The organism is Mucilaginibacter sp., from assembly GCF_039925265.1.
Taxonomy (GTDB): Bacteria; Bacteroidota; Bacteroidia; order Sphingobacteriales; family Sphingobacteriaceae; genus Mucilaginibacter.
Map to the genome: position 1 here is coordinate 164,129 of NZ_JBDSZG010000014.1, position 22,136 is coordinate 186,264.

Consider the following 22,136-nt stretch of genomic DNA (forward strand, 5'->3'; position numbering starts at 1 on the left):
TTATGGCAAAAAATTTTGTTTCCAACTCGCAGGAATCTGTGAGGATGTTTAAGAGTAGCTTTTTAGAGAGTTTATCAAAGGTGCATTTTTTTGTGCCTATTATAATTTTTGTACCCGTTATTTTTGTTTGCAGTTATTTTGCTTACGATAAGGCAATTGGCGCGGTTAACTATATCTGGTTGTTTTTGTTCGGCCTTTTCGTTTGGACGCTTACCGAATACATTATGCACCGCTTTGTGTTTCATTTTGTGCCGAAACAAGCATGGGCACTACGCTTGCACTTTATCTTCCATGGCGTACATCACGATTACCCCAGTGATGCAAAACGTTTGGTAATGCCGCCATCGGCAAGTATCCCATTGGCAACCGGTTTTTACTTTTTGTTTAACGCATTATTACCTGCAAACTATATCTTCGGATTTTTCCCAGGGTTTATTTTAGGATACCTGGCGTATGATATATCGCATTACGCTATACATCATTTTAACTTTAAGGGTGCCTTTTGGAAAAGCATCAAACAACACCACATGCTGCATCACTACCAGGACCCAACCAAAGGTTATGGTGTAAGCTCTCCCCTATGGGACAAAATTTTTAATTCAGATTTTATTAAGAAGCAGAATGGCTAATGCTGTTAATGACGGCATCAAGATCAATCCAAAAAGTATAAGTATTGTATCTGGGCTGTCGCTATTATACTTGTTTATTTCGTACTTACTACTTGGCTTTAAATCTGATCAGCTGGTTTTAGTTGGTATATTTAATGTGCTTTTCTACGCATCGGTACCTACCCGTAAGTTTATCCTCGGCTTTACAATATTTGTAGTTTACTGGATAATTTTCGATTACATGAAGGCCTTCCCCAATTACCATTACAAGGAGGTTGCGCTTAGTGGGCTTTATAATACCGAAAAGAGCCTTTTTGGCATTCATTACAACAACACCATTTTAACCCCTAATGAGTACTTTCTGCTAAAAAGTAATATACCCATGGATATTTTTGCAGGGCTTTTTTACCTGTGCTGGATTCCCGTACCCCTCGGTTTTGCAGCTTATCTTTTCTTTAAAAACCGCGAGCAATTTTTATACTTCTCCTTAACCTTTGTTGTGGTGAACCTATTGGGTTTTGCTGTTTACTACACCTACCCTGCTGCCCCGCCATGGTACATACAGGCCCACGGTTTCAACTTTCACCCGCTAACTCCGGGCAACACTGCCGGGCTCGCCAGGTTTGATAAGTACTTTAACGTCACCATATTTAAAGACATCTACTCTAAAGGATCCAACGTGTTCGCAGCCATGCCATCGCTGCATTCGTCGTACCCAGTTATTGTGGTGTATTACGGCATTAAAAACAAGCTTGGTTTAATAAACATATTTTTCATAACTGTTACGGTAGGCATATGGTTCACAGCGGTTTACGCCAGCCACCATTACGTATTAGACGTATTAGCAGGCATACTATGCGCTACGCTCGGTATTTTATTATTTAATACCGTATTGGCTTCTTCAAATCTGCTAAAAAGGTCACTTCGCCGCTACGAAAAGGTCATCCAATAAATCAAACTACTCGTTTTGTACAGTATTAACTACTAATATTTAATATTAGTAGTTCGCCTTGCGCTGTCGCTAAATATTTTTTGTCCATTTTTGCTGTATATATCAGCGAATTACGCTAAAAGCGCGAAAAAAGCATATCCCTCCCGGTAACAAACACACTTCGGCAAATTAGGGCATATAATTTGAATACAGTTTTATACACTATCAGATACAAATAACCGGATGAAGAAATTCATTATCCTTTCCCTATTAATATTAGCCGGATTTAAAACATACGCCGCGCCTACAGATCTCGACAGCCTGAAGCAAAAGCTGCAGCTGACTGTAGATTCGCTGAAGGGCCCCGTGTACACCGAGATTGCCGATGTTTATTTAAAGTACGATACCATATCAAACCGTAAAAAAAGAATACAGTACCAAAACGAGGCGCTGAACTATACCATGCTGGCGCTGCACAAGTATAGTTATTATAGTGATTCGGTTGGGCTGAGGGTAAGCTTTGATGCATTAGCCAAGGTTTACACATCGCAGCACAAGTTTAGCCAGGCCAAATGGTTCGTTTTGCAATCAATCAATATATCGCGCATTAAGAACGATGTACCCAATCTTATCGCCTCGCTTATCAAATTATCCACCGTTAAAATGGAGATAAAGGATTATAAACTGGCCATGCGCGATTTGAACGAAGCTCTAACCCTTTCCATAGCCAATAAGATACCCCAGCTGGAAGCGGCTGTGCAGAAAAATTTTGGCTATTTATATAACAGGATGGATAACCCCGCGAAAGGCGCTGTCGCTTTAAAACGCGCCGATACCATTCTCGACCGGATAAAAGCCCAGGAAGCTGCCACTATGCTGGCCATAGATAAATTTGCGCGTGATACCATATCCGCCAAAAAGATAGACTCTGTCGCTAAAAAAAAAGCAGTGATCGCAACAAAGAAGCCGGTGAAGGCGAAAAAAATAACATCCAAAAAAATAGTGGCCGCATTGTAGTTCTCGGCATCCCTATACTCATCATCCTCTCCGTAACATTATACTTAAGGCGTAAAAAATAAGCTGGACAGTTTAGCGTTAACTAAACCAGGACGGCAGATCTCTGTCTATACAATTGATGAGGAAATACATTTTCGGCGCTTTATTATTGATATCGGTATTGACGGTATGTGGTTTTACACGCGTACAGCCTGATGACAGCGCTAATTTTAAACAGGAGTTTTTAAGGCTGATTAATAAAACACGCGCTAAAGGCTGCAATTGCGGCAACAAATGGTATCCGCCCGCCGCGCCAATGGTGTGGAACGATAACCTGGAACAAGCCGCCCGCGGCCATGCCGATGATATGTACAACCGCGATTACTTTAACCATACCAGCAAAGATGGCCGCAGCATGAGTAGCCGGATCGTTTTTGCAGGATACTACTTTAAAGGTTATAAAAGCTTTATGGTAGGCGAAAACATTGCCATGGGCCAAAGCAGTATAGCCGAAGTTATGGCGGGCTGGTTTAAAAGCGAGGGGCACTGCCAAAACCTGATGAACCCTGGCTTTAAAGATGTTGGCGTAGCAGAAACCAACCATTACTGGGTTCAGGATTTTGGCGGGCGTGTTTCTTTCTCTCCCGAACAGCAAAAACTAATAAAAGAAGGTAAGTACCGGCTCGTTCAAAAGGAAGTGGATAACCACTAATCCTTATCTTCTTTGGGTTTTACTTCGTTTGTTTTTTCGCCAACAGTTTTTACCCGGTTATCTGGCCTTACACCACGTTTGTATATCACCAGTCCGTTTAAAAAATTGCGCAGCAGCTGGTCTTTACAAGGCTGAAAATTGGGATGATCGTCCGCACGGAAAATGGCACTCAGCTCGGTTTTGGTGGTACGGAAATTAGCGAGCTTTAAAATCTCAATTATATCGTCATCGCGCAGCGACAATGCCACGCGGAGTTTCTTCATTACATCATTATTGCTCATAATTCCTCCTGTTTAAATCTTTTTAAATATCACCACGCCGTTGTGTCCGCCAAAGCCAAAGGTATTACTCAAAGCTGCGTCTATCTTCTTTTCTATGGCGCTGTTGATCACAATATTCAATCCCCGGGGTATTTCCGGGTCGATGGTTTGGGTGTTGATGGTTGGTGGTACAATGCCGTCAATGATAGCTTTTACCGCTATGATAGCTTCCACGGCGCCAGCCGCACCTAATAAGTGCCCGGTTACAGATTTGGTTGCGCTTACATGCAAATTCTCCTGGCCATTAAACACCGCTTTTATCGCTTTTGCTTCGCTGATATCACCAACCGGGGTTGAGGTAGCATGGGCGTTCACAAAACCAATGTCAGACGGGTTTAAACCTGCGTCTTCCAGCGCCAGCTGCATGGCACGGATGGCGCCTTTACCCTCGGGATGGGTAGCGGTGATGTGGTAAGCATCTGATGTCATGGCGGCGCCACCTACTTCACAATAAATATGCGCACCGCGTGCTTTGGCGTGTTCGTATTCCTCCAAAACCAAAACACCGGCGCCCTCTCCCATTACAAAACCATCGCGCTCCACATCAAAGGGACGGGATGCTTTTGTTGGCTCTGCGTTACGGGTTGATAGCGCCTTCAGCGAATTGTAACCACCAATGGACGCTTCGCTAATAGGCGCGTCGGATCCACCGGTTACGATAATTTTAGCTTTACCAAATTTGATATAGTTAAAGGCATCCATTATAGCCGTGTTTGCGCTTGCACAGGCAGAGGCTGTAGAAAAGTTAACCCCCATAAAGCCAAACTTAATGGATATTAACCCCGCAGCCATATTCACCAGTGTTTTGGGGATAAAGAACGGGTTGAAATGCGGCTCAAAGCCACCAGCAGCAAACTCTTTGTACTGATGCTCAAAGGTGTCCATCCCGCCCTGCGCGGTACCAAAGATCACCCCGATATCAAAAGGCGACATGGTATTAATATCAAACCCCGAATCGGCAATGGCCTGCGTAGCGGCTATCAGCGCGTATTGTGTATAAAGGTCGCTTCGTTTTATTTCGTTCCTGTCCAGGTATTGGGCAGCGTTAAATTCTGCTATCTGGGTAGCAAAATGTGTTTTAAACTTATCGGTATTAAACCGTGTGATCGCTTTTGCAGGGCTGTTGCCCTCTACTATGTTATTCCAAAACCCGGCGATGTCCATCCCTGTAGCGGAAACAACACCCATGCCGGTTACTACAACTCTTTTCATTAATATAAAACAGTTTAAATTACGGTAGCGCAAAAGTACTACAGTAAAGTTTATTATTTTGTAAAATTTTTCACCAGCCCATTATCGCCATAGCCTGTAAAAAACCAGGTTGCAGAGGTGCATTTATAGTAACAATTTCCGAGCCGTTTATGGGGTGGGTAAAACTCAGCTCTTCGGCATGCAACAACGTGGTTTCCATCTCCCATCTATCTTTAAACAATTTATTTTGTTTGTTGCAGCCATGGGTACGGTCGCCAATAATGGGGTGAAATATGTGAGCGAAATGCTTGCGTAACTGGTGCATCCGCCCGGTTTGCGGCGTAGCCTGCACCAGCGAATACCGGGATGTTGGGTGCTTACCCAACGGTACGTCCAGTTCCGCTCGTTTTAACGTGGTGAATCGGGTTAATGCGTCCTGCAGTGTACCGTTCTCTTTTCGCAAAGGATAATCTATTTCCAGTTCATCGGGCGTGTAGCCGCGCACTATAGCCAGGTATTTTTTGCTTACTCTGTTTTCCATAAAAGCCTGCTGCATGGCAATTTCTGTCTGCTTATCAAAAGCGAACAGCAATACGCCGCCGGTTTTTCTGTCGATACGATGCGCGGGGTTTACTTTTTTGCCTATCTGATCGCGCAGCAGCTGCAGCGCAAATTCTTCGGCATCGGCGGCGATAGATGAGCGATGCACAAGCAATCCATGTGGTTTGTTAATGGCGATAAGGTAATCGTCCTGGTAGAGTATATCAAGCATCAGATCAGCTTAAGGCAAACTGAAACTGTCCGGTAATTTGGTTAAGCGCGATATCTGCCGCTAAAATAGTGCCCGATGGATCTATACAATAAACCTCGCTCTCGCTATACCGCGAGGCAACGCTTACATGGGTAGTGCCGGCGTGGGGCAAAAATAGCTGCCGGGCCAGTTCAGGGTCGTTATTATCTTTGGATAAGTGTGCCAATAGCAAATGGCTCATGTAATGTGGTTTATAATCGATGAACATTTGCAGCGCCTGCCTGTTTGAAAGGTGTCCCTTGCCCCCGGTGATGCGGCGTTTGAGAAAAAACGGGTACCGGCCCGCAGCCAGCATTTCTTCGTCATAATTAGCTTCCAAAAACGCAGCATGGCATTGCCCAAAATGGCGGATAAGGTGCTCGCAAGGTGCGCCAATATCGGTAAATACCCCAATGCGGACATCTCCGTCGGTTATCATGAAGCTATGGGGTTCAACCGCGTCGTGGTGTTTTGGAAAAGCGGTTACTTCCAGGCTGCCAATGCGAATGGGTGCGTAGGCATGCAGACCTATGCAAAGCTCGTCAGGTACATCGCCGCAGTAATGCCCGGTGCCATCAGTAACATAAACCGGCAGCTTATACTTACGCGCCAGTACGCCAAGCCCGCGGATATGGTCGGAATGCTCATGCGAAATAAAGATAGCCTTTATCTTTTGCATGGATAAGCCCAACCGGGTCATTCTTTTTTCGGTCTCGCGGCAGGATATGCCAGCATCAACCAGCACGGCTTCGTGCTCGTTCCCAACATAATAGCAATTGCCATTACTCCCTGAATTTAATGATGCAATGAAAACCGGCATAGCTTACAAAATAACAAATTTTGGCTTGCAATAGAAAACATAAACGCAGGGTATTTATCAATTGTAAACAAAATACGGCCGACTAATTACTTAGCCGGCCGTATGCATTATATATATTCGGTGGGGGGGCCGAATGAGGATTGTTTATTATTTGCTTCCTGTGCCTACCTGCATTGGGTTTACACCTGTAGACTGGCCACGAACCGGGCCGTTAGCGCCCATTTTTTGTTTAAACACCTGGAATTTAGACGGCTCGCCGGTTTTTCCCCAGAAGTTATTGGTTTCGTCGATATCCACGGTTTCGCGCATCGGGTCAATTTTGATCGATACCACCTCTTTGCTCTGTATGTAAAATTTACTGCAATTCTTTTCATTCAGGCGCCAGATCTGGGCAGGGATACGGTCGACAGAGGTTGTACCATCGGCAAACTTAAACTCAACGATGATCGGCATTACCAAACCACCTTTGTTGCTAAAATTTAACTCGTAAAAATACATCGAACCATATTTTGATTTATCGTCTGCGGTCATCGCATCCGTTTCAAACGCTGGCGGGGTTTGCGCTTTTATCATATTAGAAAATTTCACGGTATCAACACCGGCCAGGCCGCGTGCATACTTCCAATAAAAGTCGTGTGTAGCGGTATCCCTGTCGGTTTGGAAAACGATAGATTTATCGGTACGGTTACGGATCTTAGAGATATCCTCGAAACTGTTTACAGATGGCGGTGCAACTTTTGCAGTTACGCCATTACGTTTAGGGGGAGTGAACGAATCCTTTAGATCGGCTTTACCAACTTTTACAGAATCTAACGAGATATCAACCGGGTCGGTTCCGTAGAACCAGCCTCTCCAGAACCAATCCAGGTCCTCGCCGCTGGCGTCTTCCATGGTACGGAACAGATCGGCCGGGGTTGGGTGTTTAAATGCCCAGCGTTTTGCGTATTCTTTAAAGGCATAGTCAAACAGCTTGCGGCCCATGATGGTTTCGCGCAGGATGTTTAAGCCGGTTGCCGGTTTGGTGTAAGCATTAGGGCCAAAACGAACGATGTTCTCAGAGTTGCTCATGATTGGCTCCAATTCGTTCTTCGGCAGTTTCATGTAATCAACCATGGTGTAAGCCGCGCCTTTTTTGCTTGGGAACTTGTTATCCCAAAGTTCTTCGGCAAGGTACTCCACAAATGAATTCAAACCTTCGTCCATCCAGCTCCACTGGCGCTCGTCGCTGTTGATGATCATCGGGTAAAAGTTGTGGCCAACCTCGTGGATAACCACCCCAATCATACCGTTCTTAGTGCCTTCGCTGTAGGTACCGTCTTTTTCGGTACGGCCATAGTTAAAGCAGATCATCGGGTACTCCATACCGTTTGATGCCTCAACGCTTTGCGCAACCGGGTAAGTGTAAGGAATGCTGAAATCTGAATAAGTTTTAATGGTATGCGCAACCAGCCTGGTAGAATACTTACTGTACAGGTTGTAAGCTTCTTTACCATAGTAGCTCATACACATGATGTTTTTGCCGTTAAGCTTGATGCCCATGGCATCCCAAACAAATTTACGGGAAGAACCCCAGGCAAAATCGCGCACGTTGTTAGCCTGGAACACCCAGGTTTTTTTAGCAGTTGATGGCGCCTTTTCAGCTTTTTTAGCTTCGGCAAGGGTTACAACCTCTACCGGTACGGTTGAGGTTTTAGCTTTGTTGTAACGGGCAAATTTCTCGGGACTTAATACAGCCGCGTAGTTGATACACTCGCCTGTTGAACCGATAACGTGATCGGCAGGTACGGTCATTTGTACATGGAAGTTACCGAAGGTAAGCGCAAACTCGCCACGGCCGGTAAACTGATGGTTTTGCCATCCCTGGAAATCGCTGTAAACGCAAAGGCGCGGGTACCACTGTGTCATGGTGAACAGGTAGTTGCCATCCTCCGGGAAATACTCGTAACCGCCACGGCCGCCAATGGTCATACGGTCAGTTATCTTGTAGGTCCAGTCGATATTAAAAATAAATTGCTGGCCAGATTTTAACGGCACAGGCAACTCAACACGCATCATGGTTTTGTTAACCGTGTAGGCTAATTTTTTGCCGGTAGCATCGGTTAGCTTAGTGATCACGTCGCCAAGCCCGTTATCCACATCGCCGTTACGGCCTAATGTGCGGTCGATATTTTGCGTGGTGGTTTGTTTTGGCATGGTAGAGCTGCTCTGGTAGTTGGAAGTGTTCAGCGTGTTATGCTGGTTCTCGTCCAGTTGCAGCCAGATGTAGGTAAGTACGTCCGGTGAATTGTTAACGTAGGTAATGGTTTCGCTGCCTATCAGCTTTAAGTTCTTCTCATCAAGTTCGCACTTAATGTTGTAATCGGCACGTTGCTGCCAATATTTTACGCCCGGTGCGCCGCTGGCTGTGCGCTGCTCGTTTGGCGTGGGTAGTATGGTCCCCAATTGCTCAAACTTGTTACCGTGATTGCTACCGGGGTTGTTTTGGATATCCTGTGCAAAGGATGCTCCAACGGTGCCCATCACGAATAAGATTCCTGTAAAGATCCGCTTCATATTTCTGTTTTAGTGATTAATAGTTTTTCAGTGTAAAAAAGGGAGGCGCTCTATAGCCATTTTAATGGCCAGTGCAAACACTCCCGAAGATAAAAAAAATATCCAGTCCCTGCGCCGCACCCGCAGCAAATTCATGAACAGCCAGCCAACAATTAGGATGACGGCGACAACCATGATCTGCCCGGCTTCCAGCCCGATATTGAAGCCGAAAAGCCCCATGCCTATCCCCTGCCCCTGTGCCAGCATTATGCGGATGCTGTTGGCAAAACCCATCCCGTGGATGAGCCCAAAGCCCAAGGCCAGGTAATAGTTAACCCGGGCGCTGCCTTCCTTTTTATCAACCCGTAAAATATTGTTGAGGGCAGTAATAAAAATGGTACAGGGTATTAAAAATTCCACCCATTTGCTGCTGAACCTGATCACATCCAGCACGCTCAGGGCCAATGTAAGACTGTGCCCGATGGTAAAAGCGGTTACGAGTATTAAAACCTGCCTGATGTTTTTAAAGGTGTAGACGGCTGCCAGGGCGAGGATAAAAAGCTGATGGTCGAGCGCGTCAAGGCTGATGATGTGTTTCCACCCTAAGCCGAAATAAAAAACAAAATCAGACATGCAATAAAAAGGCGTTGAAAGCGTAAATTTAGCAGGTTTTAATTATAAATAAAACCGGGCACTGTTATGACTGCTTTATTAGCCAAACCGCTATTATATTGTTACATTTTACTGGGTACGTTTTGGGCGGAGAAGCCCGCGCCAGCTAAGTTTCACCCGCTGCACGTAAGCACCTCCGATATCAGCTATAATGTGAAGGACGGGCAAATGGAAGTTATCCTGACCATTTTTACGGATGATTTTGAAAGCGCTCTACAACGGCAATTCAACACCAAAGCCGATTTGAGTAAGGCAGACATGCACGCCGCCATGGATGAGCTGGTGAAAAAATACACAGCCGGCCACCTGCAGGTAAGAGCAGGCGGGGGGGCTGCTTTGCCATTAACTTACCTTGGCTTCGAGATCAACAAAGAAGCGGTGAATGTGTACCTGGAATCGCCTAAGATAGCCTCCCCAAAAAAGATAGATGCCGACGTAAGCCTGCTGCAAAACTTGTACGAAGATCAGCTGAACATAGTACACATGACGGTTGCCGGTGTACGCAAAAGCGCCAAGCTGGATAGCCCGGCGCGGAAGATTACGCAGGAGTTCAATTAACACAAATTTCACGAATTAGGCTAATTACACGAATTTAATTCCCTGACTAAACAAGGCTAAAATATGCGTTTTTGCTATTTCTGCGGGGAGCAATCAGGGTTAACATAACTTAACACAATTCGAAAAATATTTTTATAAAATACTCATAATCAATAATTTATATTTAAACAGGGTTAACATATAATTCACTTTTTCTTGTCGCTAATTTTGTTTATATTATAAATTATCGCCCAGTCAATGATCCACACTTGATCGCCTGGACGCTTACAAATGTTTGCATCAAGACATGGATGCTTGGATGGGCGGGTTTTAAGGTGCGGCTTTATCAACAATAAGTAACTTTTATATTTCCCCGAGATAAATAGTTTCGCCGTCATCTGTGCGACCAGGATGCCAGAAAATTTTACCTTTTAAATCTTTGGGGATTTTAAAAACCAAATTGGTGGTTTTTGAAGTCAAAGGATTAATTTGGTCAAGTAGCAAACCCCATCCGTTGGCTGCTATAATTTCAGATTTGTCAAACTTATAGTCTTGTCCATTGAAATTTATCAATAGTTCTCCATCAACTATCATACGACTTTCGCTATCTACATTTTTAAAGGTTACGTTTATTGTCAAATAATAAATTTCATCTTCCTTTTTAAGATTTAAAAATTCATTCCCAACATCTATGTAGTCTGTTACATCAACTTTATTGACTGTAATATCAAACATACTTGTAGTAAGGGTCTCGCCTACACTTGTTTGTGCATGATAATGATTATCCGAGGTGTATGAATTGCTGGTTTTTGACGGAGAACTTGTAGTGTAGTAATTATAAAAAACAATCATCCCAATTAAGAGAAGTACGAACAGCGTGATATTTCTGGTATCATTATTTTTATGTGCTAATTCAATGGGAGCGATACCCTCAATAGATTCCTCTTCGATAACAGTGGTTTCATGATTGGCAACTTGTTCTTCCTCATTATAATTTATTTCGTCCACTTGTGGAAAGTGATTGTCAACATCTGAAATCCGAAGTTTTGAGCCGCAATTATTACAAAAATTATTTTCAGATGAATTTAGGAAACCACATTTTCCACAAAAGAAATTTGCCATGTTATAAATTTAATAACATTATTTCTAAACACTGTATATGGCCCAAAAGAAAAAAGTCCTTATTTAAAGATTTGTTAAAATATAATAAACAACGAACTCCGCTCCCGTTGCTCCACATTACTACTTCGGTGGCCTTTGCCGGTAGTGTCTTCCATCAACAAGATCTCACCCTGCTCAAACACTCGCTTTTCGCCGAGGGAGGTTTCTATTTCTACGCCGCCATCTAATAACACTACATATTGCTTTTGAGGAGCATTATGCAGATCGTTGTACCCCGCGGGAACTTTCCTAAACACAACTTCTTTCACCGCAACGCTTTGGGATAGGTGCCCAATTGTGCCACCACCGGTTAATGGATAAAACACTTCATCAAAATGGCTTTCGCCGTTTTCATCGGCATACACGCGGGTTACTTTAAACTGTTCCATTTAATTATGCGGCTAAAAGCCTGTCCCATTCCGGGTGTTTCCTTAAAAACACTTCTATGTAGCTGCAAAGCGGGATCAGCACCAGCTTATGCGCTTCTATATATTTGAATGCCTTTTCTACAATAGCTTCGGCAACGCCCTGGCCTTGCAGTTCTTTAGGGACTTCGGTATGGATGAGGTAGATCTTGTTATCCTTAGTTTTGTAATCTATAAAGGCGCGTTGCCCATCCACAAACAATTCAAAATTGTGGATAGCTTCGTTGTTGATCAGTTCGATATCGTCGTAGTTCATTGTTTTAGCTTTTTAAAATTGCTGGCGGTCCATAAGGCCAACAGCCATGCTATCAGTTTGTTCATATAAATATAGTGCTGTTGGCCAGTTCAATTTCTTCCTGACTAATGGAATGCGTCCTGCCGTTGTAAACTTTAAGCGTAACCGCTGCGTCCATGCTCTTTAACACTTTTACGCTTTCCTCTACGCGGGTAAGCGGCACATGCGGGTCTGGGTTACCGGTGGTTATCAATACCGGCATCCCTATAAAATCGCCTTTGTAGTTGTCCAGATTCACCCGTTCTCCTATCAGTCCGCCCGTAAACGCAACCGCGCCGCCAAAGGGCTGTGCATGGCGGGTGATGTACTCCAGTGTTAAACACGCGCCCTGCGAAAAGCCGAGGAAGTAGATCTTATGTACCGGGATACCGTCTGCCAATGCCTGTTTTACGGTTTCATCAACCATTTCCAGTGCCGAATCTAAAGCGGGTTGGTTCTGTGCATCGGGTGCTAAAAAGCTCAGCGGATACCAGCTGTTGTTGGTGGCTTGAGGCGCATAAATGGCAAAACCATCTACATCCAGTTCGTTGGCAATGCCAATAATATTGGCAGCGGTGCCACCCCTGCCGTGTAACAGTATTAATGCGCCTTTGGCAACGGCGGGTGCTGCACCCGCCGTTTTTATTTGTTTTGTGTGACTGTACATAATTTAGTTAGAACAGTTTTGGTAATGATTTTTCCAATGCCGACCTAAACCGCTCGTGTTGTTCAGGCAATTTAAGGTTCTGGCCCAATTCTTCAACCGCTTCGTCAACTGCAAAGCCCGGGTTATCGGTAGCAATTTCGAACAATACACCTCCCGGTTCGCGGAAGTATAAAGAGTAGAAGTAGTTACGGTCTATCTTATCGGTAATATGCAAACCCAAAGCCGCTATCTTTTCGCGGTATTGCATCAATATCTCCTCGTTTGCTACCCTAAAGGCTACGTGGTGTACGCTGCCACCGGCTACATGCCCTGCAACTTCGCCGGCTACCTCAACCAGGTCTACAATGTTGGCGTTTTCAACCGCGTCTGTTACAAAACGGTAACGGTTTACATGTTGCTCCAACAATTTGTAGCCAAATATACCGGTTAAAATATCGGCGGTAGCCTGCATTTTGTTGGTGGTGATGGTTACGTTGTGGAAACCTTTAATAGCGTTCTCTGCTTTAACTTCATCTGTTTCCCATGGTAAGCGGGTATCGGCAGTTTTTGATGCTGTCAACTCCAGTTTCAAGCCATCAGGGTCTAACACGGTTAAGTATTCTTCGCCAAATTTTTCGGCTACCTTATTATAGATCACGTTATGTTTTTCGAAACGGTTCACCCAAAAATCAAGACTGCCTTTTGGTACCGAGTAACCAATTTCGGTAGCCTGCCTTGCGCCTCTCCTGCCGGTTTGGATGCCTTCCCAGGGGAAGAACGTAAGGATGCTGCCGGGCGTTCCGTTTTGATCGCCGTAGTATAAGTGGTAAGTTTCGGGGTCATCGAAGTTAACGGTTTTTTTAACCAGGCGCTGGCCCAAAACATTAGTGTAAAAATTATAATTGCGTTTGGCATTGCCAGCTATTGCAGTAATGTGGTGGATGCCGTTGATTGTATTTTCCATGATGTTGTTGTTTTAAATGTTTGTGTTTTTGTTCCTTGTTTGTTGATATCAAATGTCGGTATAAACACAGCATTTCAACTTAATGTAGGTTAAAGCGGAAAGTTAATGTAGGTTAAGAGGAAGAAGCCTCACCCTGCCCTCTCCAGGGGAGGGGGTTCTAAAACCTTAATAACATTTTTTAAGTCCTCTCCTTTGGACAGGATTAAGTGAGGCTTTATTTAGGGCGTTGGCTTTGCCCCGCGCTAACCGCTCATACGCGCGCGGGGCCTTAGGCGCAGGGGCCGGTATCCGCTTTTATCGCTAACGCAGGTAAGTGAGTCTATCATCTACGTCATAGCTGAAATGCTTACTTCGTATGTTTATCTTCCCATTCTTTACTTTCCCGCAATTGCTTGTACATGTACTGACAAGCCTCATCTTCTGATATAAATATTTTTATAGCAGATTCGCTCCCTCTTTCTTTATAGTACACTTTATACTCGAGCGTATATTTCCCTTTTCTCATTACTAAAGAAAGTTTTTCATCATCATTGGTAGAGCCGCCATAAAGCCCATGCAAATAATACTTGTCTTCAGCTAGCCTGATTCCTGAAGTTTGATATATAATTCGTGTAATGTCATGTTTTTTGTTCCAATAGTTCCTTACCCTCTTTACCGCAGGTAGAGAGGGTCGACCAGCGTAGCGTAGTCGGGGTGAGTCAATAAGCAGGACAAGTAGCCGCAATGTTTCGGTTAACGAGACATAACGGCAAGGGAAAAATCCTGTTCAATCGTTAAATCCTATAATCGTGTGCTACAGCCTAAAATTCAGCGAAACATAAGGGTACCAGCCCTCAACAGAATGCCCGGCCAATACCTGCACTACAATAAGTGCCGCAGGTGAAAAGTACGCGCCGCCGCCTACGCCGTGGTGTATACCGCCTGCGTTGTAGTTATCGGCCCATACCCTGCCTGCATCATAAAAGCCGCTGATGCCCAACTGACCGGGTAAAAGGTAGCCCTTAATGTTGGCCAGTTTAAGCCTCGCCTGGAAATTGTTATAGATTATATGCTTGCCCGCGAAGCGGTTTTGCAGATAGCCCAACAGGTTGCCCTGCCCGCCTAAAAACATGCCCTGGTAAAACGCAGGGCGACCAACGGTGACACCGCCCCCAATCCTGTCGCTCAATACCAATGCGCCATGTTGGGTTAATTTTTTATAAAACGTAAACTCCGAGCGAAGCTGCCCGTACGATTTTGAATAGCCGTTCATCCCACGGTAACCTGTGAGGGTTATGGTAAAATAATGCCCGTCGTTAGGAAATACGCCGCCTTTGCGCTGGTTATCTATATAGTTAACCATTATACCCACATGTACCTTATCCTTGTCTACGATGAGGCTGTCGTAAGAGTTAATGAGCGGCGGGTTAGTAATGAGACGACCTGCATTGCCATCAGCATCAAAATGATAATACTGAAATGACGGGCCCACGCTGATACTTTTCACACTATCCAGCCTCCAGCGCAGGGCAGGGTCGAACTGGTAGGTATCAAAGCGGGTGCGGTAAAACCGGCGGTAATCCGGCCCCTTCACCAGTGGCGTGTTGTTGCCGAAACCAAAAAAGTTTTGCGTATTATCAGGTGCCTGTATATAGGTTTTTATCAGCAGGTCGGCCTTGCCAAAGGCGTGGATCCACTCGCCGCTGTACCTTATGCGGTAAGCATCGGTAGAAAAAGAATGACTTATCAGCAGTTGCTGTACACTGGTGTAAGGCAGTTTACGGAATCCGTCGTACTTGGTATATTTAAAGCCACCGCCAAGTAGGAAACCATCGTCAACATTGAGCGCTGCGGTGGCCAGCGGCATCCAAACATTGTAAGGATAAGTAGGTACAAACTTAGTGTTTAAGGTATCGCGCGAAAGGTGTTTGCGAAATATGCCTTCATCGCCTATAAATTTTAGGCTGTCGGGCTTGTCATAAAGTTTTACCCTGCCGTTTGATTTTATCCCCTCGTAAATTTTATTCCCACGCCCGCCTACAACACGCAGATTTATATTGGAAGTAGCAGTATTGATGGTAACGTGATCGTCACCACCGGATACATACAGCCTTATCTCTTTGGTGATGTCAGCCTTGTACACCATATCTAAGAGCGTATCGCTCAGTTTCCCGTCTTTAGATATCTTTTGGATAAGCACCCGCATTCCGTTATCCGGCGCATCAGTAATGGTTACCTGCTCATTTTTATCGCTCGTGCGGATATCCACCAGGCGGTTTATAAAACGGTAATATTCCTCCATCGCTTTGGGGATATTATCACGGCGTTGTTTCAACCCGGCAAGTAATTCATCGTGCCTTATCTTATACGCTTCAACAGGCATCCGGCGTAATCCGGCTTCCAGCACGGCATCCGTTTCGGCGGCTACAAAGGCATTGGTAACGCGCATCCAATCCTCAAAAGTTATCTGGGCATCGGTATATGGCTTTATAAAGCGGGTTTTAAAAATGGAGTATTTTACGCGCGGTATCTCTCCGCTGAAATTATCAATAGCGGGCGTGATAAATGGCAAGGAAGCAATGCTCGGGAACAGGCCTTCGGCAACGTGTAGCACCTGGTCGCGGTCGCGGGGAACGCCAATATACATTTTACCGTTGCCTTTTTGCCTGTCCAGCCAGCGCCATTGGTCTTCGTGTCTGTCCCAGTCTGCTACCAGCAGGTCCAGCAAACGGGCACGCAGGAAAGCCTCGCCATCAAAATGGTTATCGTTATCTTCAATAATTTTGCCCAATGCTTTTGGGGTATTGTCAGATTCACCACCCGGTTCGCGCTCTTCCAACAGGCAAATGGTGTTAGCAAACTTTTGGCGGTATTTGCCCAGCGCAGGGTCATCGGCCACAACGCCAATAACGGGGTTTGAATGCGGCACATTGGCAGCCTCGGCCATGGGGCCAACGATCAGTGCCGAGAACGGGTGCTGCCCGCTGATGGCATCGTCCAGCCAATCTACCGCAAAGGTGCCGGCAAAATTTGGCGGAAGCAGCTTATCCGGCGATTTCTCCACACTGCGGATTACCCATTCTCGGCCCTTTTTATCCTTAAGCCTTAATGATTTTGATTGGTAGCCTCCGCCCTCTTTATCGGGTGTAAGCCCGCCATAAACTTCGCTTAACCTTATAACTGGCAGCTTAACAGGCACCGCCCACTCCTTACGGTAATTTTCGCCGAAAAGCCATTTATGTATCCCGGTAACATCGTTGTAAGATGGATGGACTTTAACGGTAATGCTATCTTTAAACTTAGGCGCGGGTAATTCTTCAACCGTTGTTTGCTGCGCGTAGGCTGCTGTAGCGGTGATAAAAATCGCGGAGAGGATAAGTAGCTTTTTGCGCATAGGTAAGGGGTATTAAGTATGTTATTCGGCGGCAAATAGCCGCCGGTTATCGGCGTTATTTGGGTTTGGCATATTTAAACAGCAGGATATTACCGCTTGCTATTTCGTCGCCTTCGTTGGAGATATACAGGTTACCCTTACTGTCAAATGCCATGCCTTCGGGTTGTAAAAAACCCTTTAGCATGTAGCTGCCCTGCACCTTCCATTTATCGTCGGTTACTACCAAAAGTTTGTTTATTGATGATAAAATAAACCATTGCTTCGTAAGCGGATTTTTAGCCAGCGCCGATGGGCGGAACTTGAATTTTTTCATCTCGCCACTGGCATCAATATCTCTTACATCGAGGGTAAAATCACCTGTTTTGGTGACGGTGCCATCTTTGCCCAGGTCAAAAATATACCCGCTGTTATTATCGGTAGATTTATCAATATCGCATTGCTTACATAAAATGTATAGCTTTTTGGTATCGTTATCAAAGTGCATTCCCTCATACTCGCCGGCGGGCATCAGGTTTTTTACTTTTTGGCTTTTTATCTGGCCGCCTGCTACCTCTGTTAACGGGAAACTATGAAATTCGCCATCGCTGCGCAGAATAACCACCTGGCCATTGCCAATGGCTATGTCTTCGTAGTCGCCGTGTTTAGCAAATTTAGCACTTTTTGTTTGTTTATCACCCGGATGCAGGTAGTAGATATTGCCGTCTTCGTCTTGTTCGGCATAAATTACATTATCATCACCTTTATTAAAGGCGATTCCTGATATTTCCAGCAATTCATGCGGCATTTTATACTCAACAGGGTTACTAAGATCGTAACCCGGCGGGTTTTGCGCGGCTGCTTCTTCTGTATCGTTCTTCTTTTTGTCTTTTTTCTTGCCTTTATTTTTTCCCTGTCCGCAGGATACTGCGATCATGCCTATTAATAATATCGAAAACGAAATGGTAATTTTTCTCATGGTTATGTGGGTTAAACAGTATCCTTTTTAGTCAAATGCCTGTAAATAGCCTCCTGCGAACGTACCGGCTTACCTGTCAATTCCGGCTTTATGTTGTTAAGATGGGTATCTATTAACACGGCCTGCACATTATCGTTTAGCTGAAACTGAATTATTTCTGAAAGTTGTTCCTGTATCATTTTATCATACACCGGGAAACATACTTCTATCCGATGATAAATATTGCGGTTCATCCAGTCGGCCGAGCCCATAAATATTTCCTTGTCGCCATTATTGCCGAAAATAAATACGCGGGGATGCTCTAAAAACCTATCCACAATGCGCCGTACCGCAATATTTTCGCTCATGCCCTTTACACCGGGCATCAAACAGCAAATGCTGCGGATGATGAGCGAGACCTTTACACCCGCCTGTGACGCCTCGTAAAGTTTTTTGATCATCTCATTTTCCTCCAGGTTGTTCATTTTAATAATGATACTGGCTGGCAGACCCTGTTTGGCAAAAGCTATCTCCCGGTCTATCAATTCCATAAAGCGGGTTTGCAGGTTAAACTGCGCCACCAGGATGTGCTTAAACTTGATATGGTTTTCCGGCGAGGGTTTCTCGCGCTTTGCTAAAAAGATAAACAACAGTTCCACCTCGCGCAGCAGCTTATGGTTGGTGGTCAGCAGGATATGGTCGGTATAAAACTTAGCGGTACCTTCGTTAAAATTGCCGGTGGCCAACAAGCCCGAGTAGACTATCCTATCCCCTTTTTTTGTTTTTACGAGGGCAATTTTGGCATGTACCTTAAGGGCAGTTACACTGTAAATAATATCCACCCCGACAGCTTTCATCTTTTTTGCCCATTTGATGTTGTTGGCTTCGTCAAAGCGGGCTTTCAGCTCCACCACTACCCGTACCTTTTTGCCGTTTTTTGCTGCGCTGATCAGTGCGTTCACTATTTTGGAATCGCTGGCTACGCGGTATAGGGTTACGTTGATCTCGGTAACATCGGGGTTATTGGCGGCCTCGTTAAAAAAACGAAGGATGGTATCGTAAGATTGGTAGGGCGTACTCACCAACAAATCCTTTTTGGCGATTACAGCAGCCAGCGGTTCTTCTGTAGAAACATCGGCAAGTTTACCTGCGGACCACTTTTCATAAACCAGCTTATCGCCACCTACTGGCAGCGCGAAGAAATCCTTCAGGTTGTGATACCTGCCGCCTTCCACCGCTGTGGGGTTGTTGAGGTTAAGGTAGGTGCTCAAACTGTCTAATATCCGTAGCGGCATATCGGCCTGGTATAAAAAGCGGGTGGCGAAACCGAGGTCGCGTTTGTTGAGCTGTTTCTCAATTTGCTCAGAGAGGTCACCCGAGTATTCATCTTTCAGGTCAAGCTCCGCGTCGCGGGTTATTTTAAAGCTGTAACAGTTTTTGATCTCTGCTTTCCCAAACAGCTTATCCAGGTTAAAGCGGATCACATCATCTAAAAAGAGGATATACTGCTCCCCATCGGCCTTTGCCGAAAAAAAGCGGGGAAGGCTATCTGAAGGGATATTTAAAAGAACCAGTTTATCATCCTTGCCTTCCGTTAGCTCAATCAAAAAATACAGTTTGTTATTCTCCGGAAAGAAACCGTGTTTTTCGTCCAAAGTAAGTGGTTGTAAAAACGCCAGCACCTCCGAAAGGAAATAACTGCTAACCTCCTCGTGCAAAGCCTGGGGCAAGGGTTGGTTGTAAAGCAGGTTTACTTTCTCTTTCCGCAAAAGCGGGATAAGCTGCGTAGTCAGGATCTCGCCAAAGTGTTGCTGCTGCGCAAGGATCATGGCCGACGCCTGCTGCAGGATGTCAGATTGCTTTACACTGTCAACATCGCTGCTTTTTTTCTCACCAATTTTTTGGAGCGCGCGCAAAACCGGCATCCGCACGCGGTAAAACTCATCCAGGTTGGACGAATAGATGGACAAAAACCTGATCCGCTCGATCAAAGGCGCGGCTGAGTTAGCGGCCTCTTCCAGCACACGCTGGTTAAAGGTGAGCCAGCTAAGGTCTCGGTTGAAATATTGAAGCATACACCTTATAATATAGGTTTATCTGCAAAAAACGCCGAAAAAACAATAAATGCCAGTACCGATGTAATGAGTCCGAACATGAAGATGTTATAAGCGATACGCAGCAAGCGGTATTTTTTACCGAGCACTACGCCCTGTGCGTATACATCCTTTATCAAACTGCCGTACAGGAATTCCCTATCATCCATCATCTTTTCCATGCCGTAGGTGTATTCCTCCAGCGACATTTTATAAAAGTTGCCGAAGAACAGCAGGTTTACGTTTTTGGTATCTACATCCTCCCGCGTAAACACTCCTTTTGGGATAGACGGCCTGGTGGCGAGGATGGAAAAAGTAATGGCCAGCAAACTTATGGTAAGTAATATAAAGGTTGGAATGATCAGGAACTCATTCTCACTTAACCTGCGCAGCACCAAACTGATAATGGCCGACAGGATAATGGAGTTCACGGTGATCATGATATGTGCCTTATTATCGGCCATATCGCTCAGCCGCTGGTGATTGGCCGAACTGATCCTAAACATGGTTTCGATACCTTTTTTAGGTTCCTCCTGTTTTTCTTTATCTTCTTTTTGTTTATCTTTTTTCACGGGGGCTGGGGTTATAGGCGTTACTTGCGGCTTAACTTCGGTAGCTTTTTGGGCCGTTGCTTTATCATCGGCTTTTGCCACTTTATTTTTAAGCTCCTGGATGTTCTGTTCCTTGGTACTGTTGAGCAATACCTGGCAATAATCGGTATGGTACTGATGCGCGGATAAAAAAGCAATGCTTTTACGCCACCAATCCAATTTTTTTATCTCCTTATCATGAAGGGTTTCCGTTTCTTTGCGCAACAATTTATCGGTATCAAAAAAATCATCGGTACCTAAATGGTACAGGTCGGCATCGCAAATGATCTTTTCCAATAAACTTAAGGGCGATTGCGGCATCCGGGTAGCCATAATACAGCCTTTTATATCGGCTATGTCTTCTTCTGTAACGCCTATGTTTTTAAGGTAGGTGCCGGCAAGTTTCGAGCTCTCTTCCTCATGGTTGGCCATATCAATCATATAGCCGGTATCGTGGAACCAGCCGGAAGCTACTACAACAAAATAGTCGCGGTCGTTCACCTGGTAATGGTTGGCAATTTCTATTGCCCGGTTAACCATATTTTCGGTATGCTGTTTATCGTGGTAAACAAGGCGCGGGTCGGCATGGGTTTTATAGTAGGCTAACACATATTCGTTAACCTGCTTTAGCAGATTCTGGTAGTTCATATAGATGTTGAGTTAACAACCTTTTTATAAAATTGTGTGCATTTGCGTTAGGTACAAAAACAATTTATTAGGTACTTTGCTTAAAGCAATGTCCGTTTTGGCATAAATATAAATATTAAAACATAGCTGCACACCAATGAAATATTTTTTTTGCGAGCGCTTATTTAAGCTATTGATTGTATTACAGCTATTTACCTTTTTTGGTGGCGGTGCAAAATTATTTGCACAAACCGTAGTTGTGCCAGCAAAGGATACTGTTGCCGTTTTACCCGCCCCCAAACCAAAGGTAGCTGTTGTGGTACCCAAGGCCGATAACTTTGTACAACGGTTTGACGACCGCACCATGATCAGCCTTGCCCTGCATCGTACACCCGAGGCTACCCCTACCATGAGTTTCCTATCCCGCAACCTGATGTATGGCAATATTGGCGTGCCCGCCGGCCTGTTGATCGGCGGCATTATCACCAAAGACCGTAACATGCGTGAGAACGCCGGGTACGTTGCCAGCAGCACCGCTATTAGCTTTGTAGCAACCTATCTTATTAAAAAACTCGTGGGGCGCCCGCGGCCGTTCATCCGCAATTTAAAAATAGTGCCGGTTTATATCCCCGGCGAAAGTTCGTTCCCATCGGGGCATACCTCAACCAGTTTTTCTACGGCGATGGCTGTATCAAGGGCTTATCCAAAATGGTATGTGATAGCTCCGTCGTTTTTATGGGCAGGCGCTACCGGTTACTCCCGTATGTACCTGGGCGTGCATTACCCAACCGATGTTTTGGGAGGCGCGGTACTGGGCAGCGGCACAGCCTTACTGTTGAAGCCGGCGTTTTAATTATCTGAATCATAATTTACACCATTTTAGAATTAACAGAATTTGAGCAACTTATTCTGAAAATCCTTTAATTTTGTAAATTCTGAT

21 protein-coding genes are annotated in these 22,136 nt (G+C 45.0%); 6 read left to right on the top strand and 15 right to left on the bottom strand.

Going from position 1 to position 22,136, the window contains the following annotated elements; genetic code table 11:
- The first annotated feature begins 2 nt into the window (after positions 1–2).
- The 4 genes from ABIX36_RS07020 to ABIX36_RS07035 all read left to right on the top strand — a co-directional run bounded on the left by ABIX36_RS07020 (position 3) and on the right by ABIX36_RS07035 (position 3,247).
- Entirely contained in the window at positions 3–629 is a 627-nt protein-coding gene (locus ABIX36_RS07020) for a sterol desaturase family protein (protein ID WP_348081450.1), read from the top strand.
- Positions 622–1,560 carry a phosphatase PAP2 family protein gene (locus ABIX36_RS07025; RefSeq protein ID WP_348081451.1) on the top strand — a complete coding sequence of 313 codons (939 nt, stop codon included), beginning with the start codon at positions 622–624 and terminating at the stop codon, positions 1,558–1,560. Before ABIX36_RS07020 ends, ABIX36_RS07025 begins: the two co-directional genes overlap by 8 nt.
- A 222-nt stretch (positions 1,561–1,782) precedes the next feature.
- Complete coding sequence (locus ABIX36_RS07030; protein WP_348081452.1) at positions 1,783–2,556, top strand: hypothetical protein; 774 nt, start codon at positions 1,783–1,785, stop codon at positions 2,554–2,556.
- A gap of 118 nt (positions 2,557–2,674) precedes the next feature.
- The gene (locus ABIX36_RS07035; RefSeq protein ID WP_348081453.1) at positions 2,675–3,247 is read left to right on the top strand and encodes a CAP domain-containing protein; all 573 of its coding nucleotides are present in this window, start codon (positions 2,675–2,677) and stop codon (positions 3,245–3,247) included.
- On the opposite strand, the gene ABIX36_RS07040 is transcribed toward ABIX36_RS07035, so the two are convergent.
- From ABIX36_RS07040 to ABIX36_RS07065, 6 genes are all read right to left on the bottom strand, one after another.
- Complete coding sequence (locus ABIX36_RS07040; RefSeq protein ID WP_348081454.1) at positions 3,244–3,528, bottom strand: DUF1456 family protein; 285 nt, start codon at positions 3,526–3,528, stop codon at positions 3,244–3,246. The two genes, ABIX36_RS07035 and ABIX36_RS07040, sit on opposite strands and share 4 nt — an antisense overlap.
- A gap of 12 nt (positions 3,529–3,540) precedes the next feature.
- Positions 3,541–4,779 carry a beta-ketoacyl-ACP synthase II gene (fabF, locus tag ABIX36_RS07045; RefSeq protein WP_348081455.1) on the bottom strand — a complete coding sequence of 413 codons (1,239 nt, stop codon included), beginning with the start codon at positions 4,777–4,779 and terminating at the stop codon, positions 3,541–3,543.
- 70 nt (positions 4,780–4,849) lie between these two features.
- Positions 4,850–5,530, bottom strand: coding sequence for a pseudouridine synthase (locus tag ABIX36_RS07050; protein ID WP_348081456.1), 681 nt, complete (start codon positions 5,528–5,530; stop codon positions 4,850–4,852).
- A gap of 4 nt (positions 5,531–5,534) precedes the next feature.
- Complete coding sequence (locus tag ABIX36_RS07055; protein ID WP_348081457.1) at positions 5,535–6,368, bottom strand: MBL fold metallo-hydrolase; 834 nt, start codon at positions 6,366–6,368, stop codon at positions 5,535–5,537.
- A 147-nt stretch (positions 6,369–6,515) separates the two neighbouring features.
- Complete coding sequence (locus tag ABIX36_RS07060) at positions 6,516–8,921, bottom strand: M1 family metallopeptidase (RefSeq protein WP_348081458.1); 2,406 nt, start codon at positions 8,919–8,921, stop codon at positions 6,516–6,518.
- Positions 8,922–8,948: 27 nt separating this feature from the next.
- A complete protein-coding gene (locus tag ABIX36_RS07065; RefSeq protein WP_348081459.1) occupies positions 8,949–9,533 on the bottom strand; it encodes a HupE/UreJ family protein in 585 nt (194 codons plus the stop codon).
- Between the two features lie 66 nt (positions 9,534–9,599).
- On the opposite strand from ABIX36_RS07065, the gene ABIX36_RS07070 reads away from it, so the two are divergent.
- Positions 9,600–10,130, top strand: coding sequence for a DUF6702 family protein (locus ABIX36_RS07070; protein ID WP_348081460.1), 531 nt, complete (start codon positions 9,600–9,602; stop codon positions 10,128–10,130).
- A 342-nt stretch (positions 10,131–10,472) separates the two neighbouring features.
- Here ABIX36_RS07070 and ABIX36_RS07075 read toward each other — a convergent pair whose 3' ends face one another.
- From ABIX36_RS07075 to ABIX36_RS07115, 9 genes are all read right to left on the bottom strand, one after another.
- Positions 10,473–11,231, bottom strand: a complete 759-nt coding sequence (locus tag ABIX36_RS07075; RefSeq protein WP_348081461.1) for a DUF4352 domain-containing protein — start codon at positions 11,229–11,231, stop codon at positions 10,473–10,475.
- Positions 11,232–11,305: 74 nt separating this feature from the next.
- A complete protein-coding gene (locus ABIX36_RS07080) occupies positions 11,306–11,659 on the bottom strand; it encodes a hypothetical protein (RefSeq protein WP_348081462.1) in 354 nt (117 codons plus the stop codon).
- Between the two features lie 4 nt (positions 11,660–11,663).
- Positions 11,664–11,951: a GNAT family N-acetyltransferase gene (locus ABIX36_RS07085; protein WP_348081463.1), complete on the bottom strand. Its 288-nt coding sequence runs from the start codon at positions 11,949–11,951 to the stop codon at positions 11,664–11,666.
- A 61-nt stretch (positions 11,952–12,012) separates the two neighbouring features.
- Positions 12,013–12,636, bottom strand: coding sequence for a dienelactone hydrolase family protein (locus ABIX36_RS07090; protein ID WP_348081464.1), 624 nt, complete (start codon positions 12,634–12,636; stop codon positions 12,013–12,015).
- Between the two features lie 7 nt (positions 12,637–12,643).
- Complete coding sequence (locus tag ABIX36_RS07095; RefSeq protein ID WP_348081465.1) at positions 12,644–13,579, bottom strand: ring-cleaving dioxygenase; 936 nt, start codon at positions 13,577–13,579, stop codon at positions 12,644–12,646.
- Between the two features lie 793 nt (positions 13,580–14,372).
- Entirely contained in the window at positions 14,373–16,952 is a 2,580-nt protein-coding gene (locus ABIX36_RS07100; protein WP_348081466.1) for a BamA/TamA family outer membrane protein, read from the bottom strand.
- Between the two features lie 55 nt (positions 16,953–17,007).
- A complete protein-coding gene (locus ABIX36_RS07105) occupies positions 17,008–17,907 on the bottom strand; it encodes an SdiA-regulated domain-containing protein (RefSeq protein WP_348081467.1) in 900 nt (299 codons plus the stop codon).
- 11 nt (positions 17,908–17,918) lie between these two features.
- Positions 17,919–19,961: a polyphosphate kinase 1 gene (ppk1, locus tag ABIX36_RS07110; RefSeq protein WP_348081468.1), complete on the bottom strand. Its 2,043-nt coding sequence runs from the start codon at positions 19,959–19,961 to the stop codon at positions 17,919–17,921.
- A 5-nt stretch (positions 19,962–19,966) separates the two neighbouring features.
- Positions 19,967–21,217 carry a Pycsar system effector family protein gene (locus tag ABIX36_RS07115; RefSeq protein ID WP_348081469.1) on the bottom strand — a complete coding sequence of 417 codons (1,251 nt, stop codon included), beginning with the start codon at positions 21,215–21,217 and terminating at the stop codon, positions 19,967–19,969.
- 136 nt (positions 21,218–21,353) lie between these two features.
- Here ABIX36_RS07115 and ABIX36_RS07120 point away from each other — a divergent pair, with 136 nt between their 5' ends.
- Entirely contained in the window at positions 21,354–22,049 is a 696-nt protein-coding gene (locus ABIX36_RS07120) for a phosphatase PAP2 family protein (protein ID WP_348081470.1), read from the top strand.
- The last annotated feature ends 87 nt before the right edge of the window (positions 22,050–22,136 follow it).

Coding starts and splice junctions, on each gene's coding strand:
- ABIX36_RS07065 (WP_348081459.1), bottom strand. CDS start 9,533: ATGTCTGATTTTGTTTTTTATTTCGGCTTAGGGTGGAAACACATCATC.
- ABIX36_RS07080 (WP_348081462.1), bottom strand. CDS start 11,659: ATGGAACAGTTTAAAGTAACCCGCGTGTATGCCGATGAAAACGGCGAA.
- ABIX36_RS07020 (WP_348081450.1), top strand. CDS start 3: ATGGCAAAAAATTTTGTTTCCAACTCGCAGGAATCTGTGAGGATGTTT.
- ABIX36_RS07075 (WP_348081461.1), bottom strand. CDS start 11,231: ATGGCAAATTTCTTTTGTGGAAAATGTGGTTTCCTAAATTCATCTGAA.
- ABIX36_RS07115 (WP_348081469.1), bottom strand. CDS start 21,217: ATGAACTACCAGAATCTGCTAAAGCAGGTTAACGAATATGTGTTAGCC.
- ABIX36_RS07060 (WP_348081458.1), bottom strand. CDS start 8,921: ATGAAGCGGATCTTTACAGGAATCTTATTCGTGATGGGCACCGTTGGA.
- ABIX36_RS07030 (WP_348081452.1), top strand. CDS start 1,783: ATGAAGAAATTCATTATCCTTTCCCTATTAATATTAGCCGGATTTAAA.
- ABIX36_RS07120 (WP_348081470.1), top strand. CDS start 21,354: ATGAAATATTTTTTTTGCGAGCGCTTATTTAAGCTATTGATTGTATTA.
- ABIX36_RS07050 (WP_348081456.1), bottom strand. CDS start 5,530: ATGCTTGATATACTCTACCAGGACGATTACCTTATCGCCATTAACAAA.
- ABIX36_RS07100 (WP_348081466.1), bottom strand. CDS start 16,952: ATGCGCAAAAAGCTACTTATCCTCTCCGCGATTTTTATCACCGCTACA.
- ABIX36_RS07085 (WP_348081463.1), bottom strand. CDS start 11,951: ATGAACTACGACGATATCGAACTGATCAACAACGAAGCTATCCACAAT.
- ABIX36_RS07035 (WP_348081453.1), top strand. CDS start 2,675: ATGAGGAAATACATTTTCGGCGCTTTATTATTGATATCGGTATTGACG.
- ABIX36_RS07055 (WP_348081457.1), bottom strand. CDS start 6,368: ATGCCGGTTTTCATTGCATCATTAAATTCAGGGAGTAATGGCAATTGC.
- ABIX36_RS07025 (WP_348081451.1), top strand. CDS start 622: ATGGCTAATGCTGTTAATGACGGCATCAAGATCAATCCAAAAAGTATA.
- ABIX36_RS07090 (WP_348081464.1), bottom strand. CDS start 12,636: ATGTACAGTCACACAAAACAAATAAAAACGGCGGGTGCAGCACCCGCC.
- ppk1 (WP_348081468.1), bottom strand. CDS start 19,961: ATGCTTCAATATTTCAACCGAGACCTTAGCTGGCTCACCTTTAACCAG.
- ABIX36_RS07095 (WP_348081465.1), bottom strand. CDS start 13,579: ATGGAAAATACAATCAACGGCATCCACCACATTACTGCAATAGCTGGC.
- ABIX36_RS07040 (WP_348081454.1), bottom strand. CDS start 3,528: ATGAGCAATAATGATGTAATGAAGAAACTCCGCGTGGCATTGTCGCTG.
- ABIX36_RS07105 (WP_348081467.1), bottom strand. CDS start 17,907: ATGAGAAAAATTACCATTTCGTTTTCGATATTATTAATAGGCATGATC.
- fabF (WP_348081455.1), bottom strand. CDS start 4,779: ATGAAAAGAGTTGTAGTAACCGGCATGGGTGTTGTTTCCGCTACAGGG.
- ABIX36_RS07070 (WP_348081460.1), top strand. CDS start 9,600: ATGACTGCTTTATTAGCCAAACCGCTATTATATTGTTACATTTTACTG.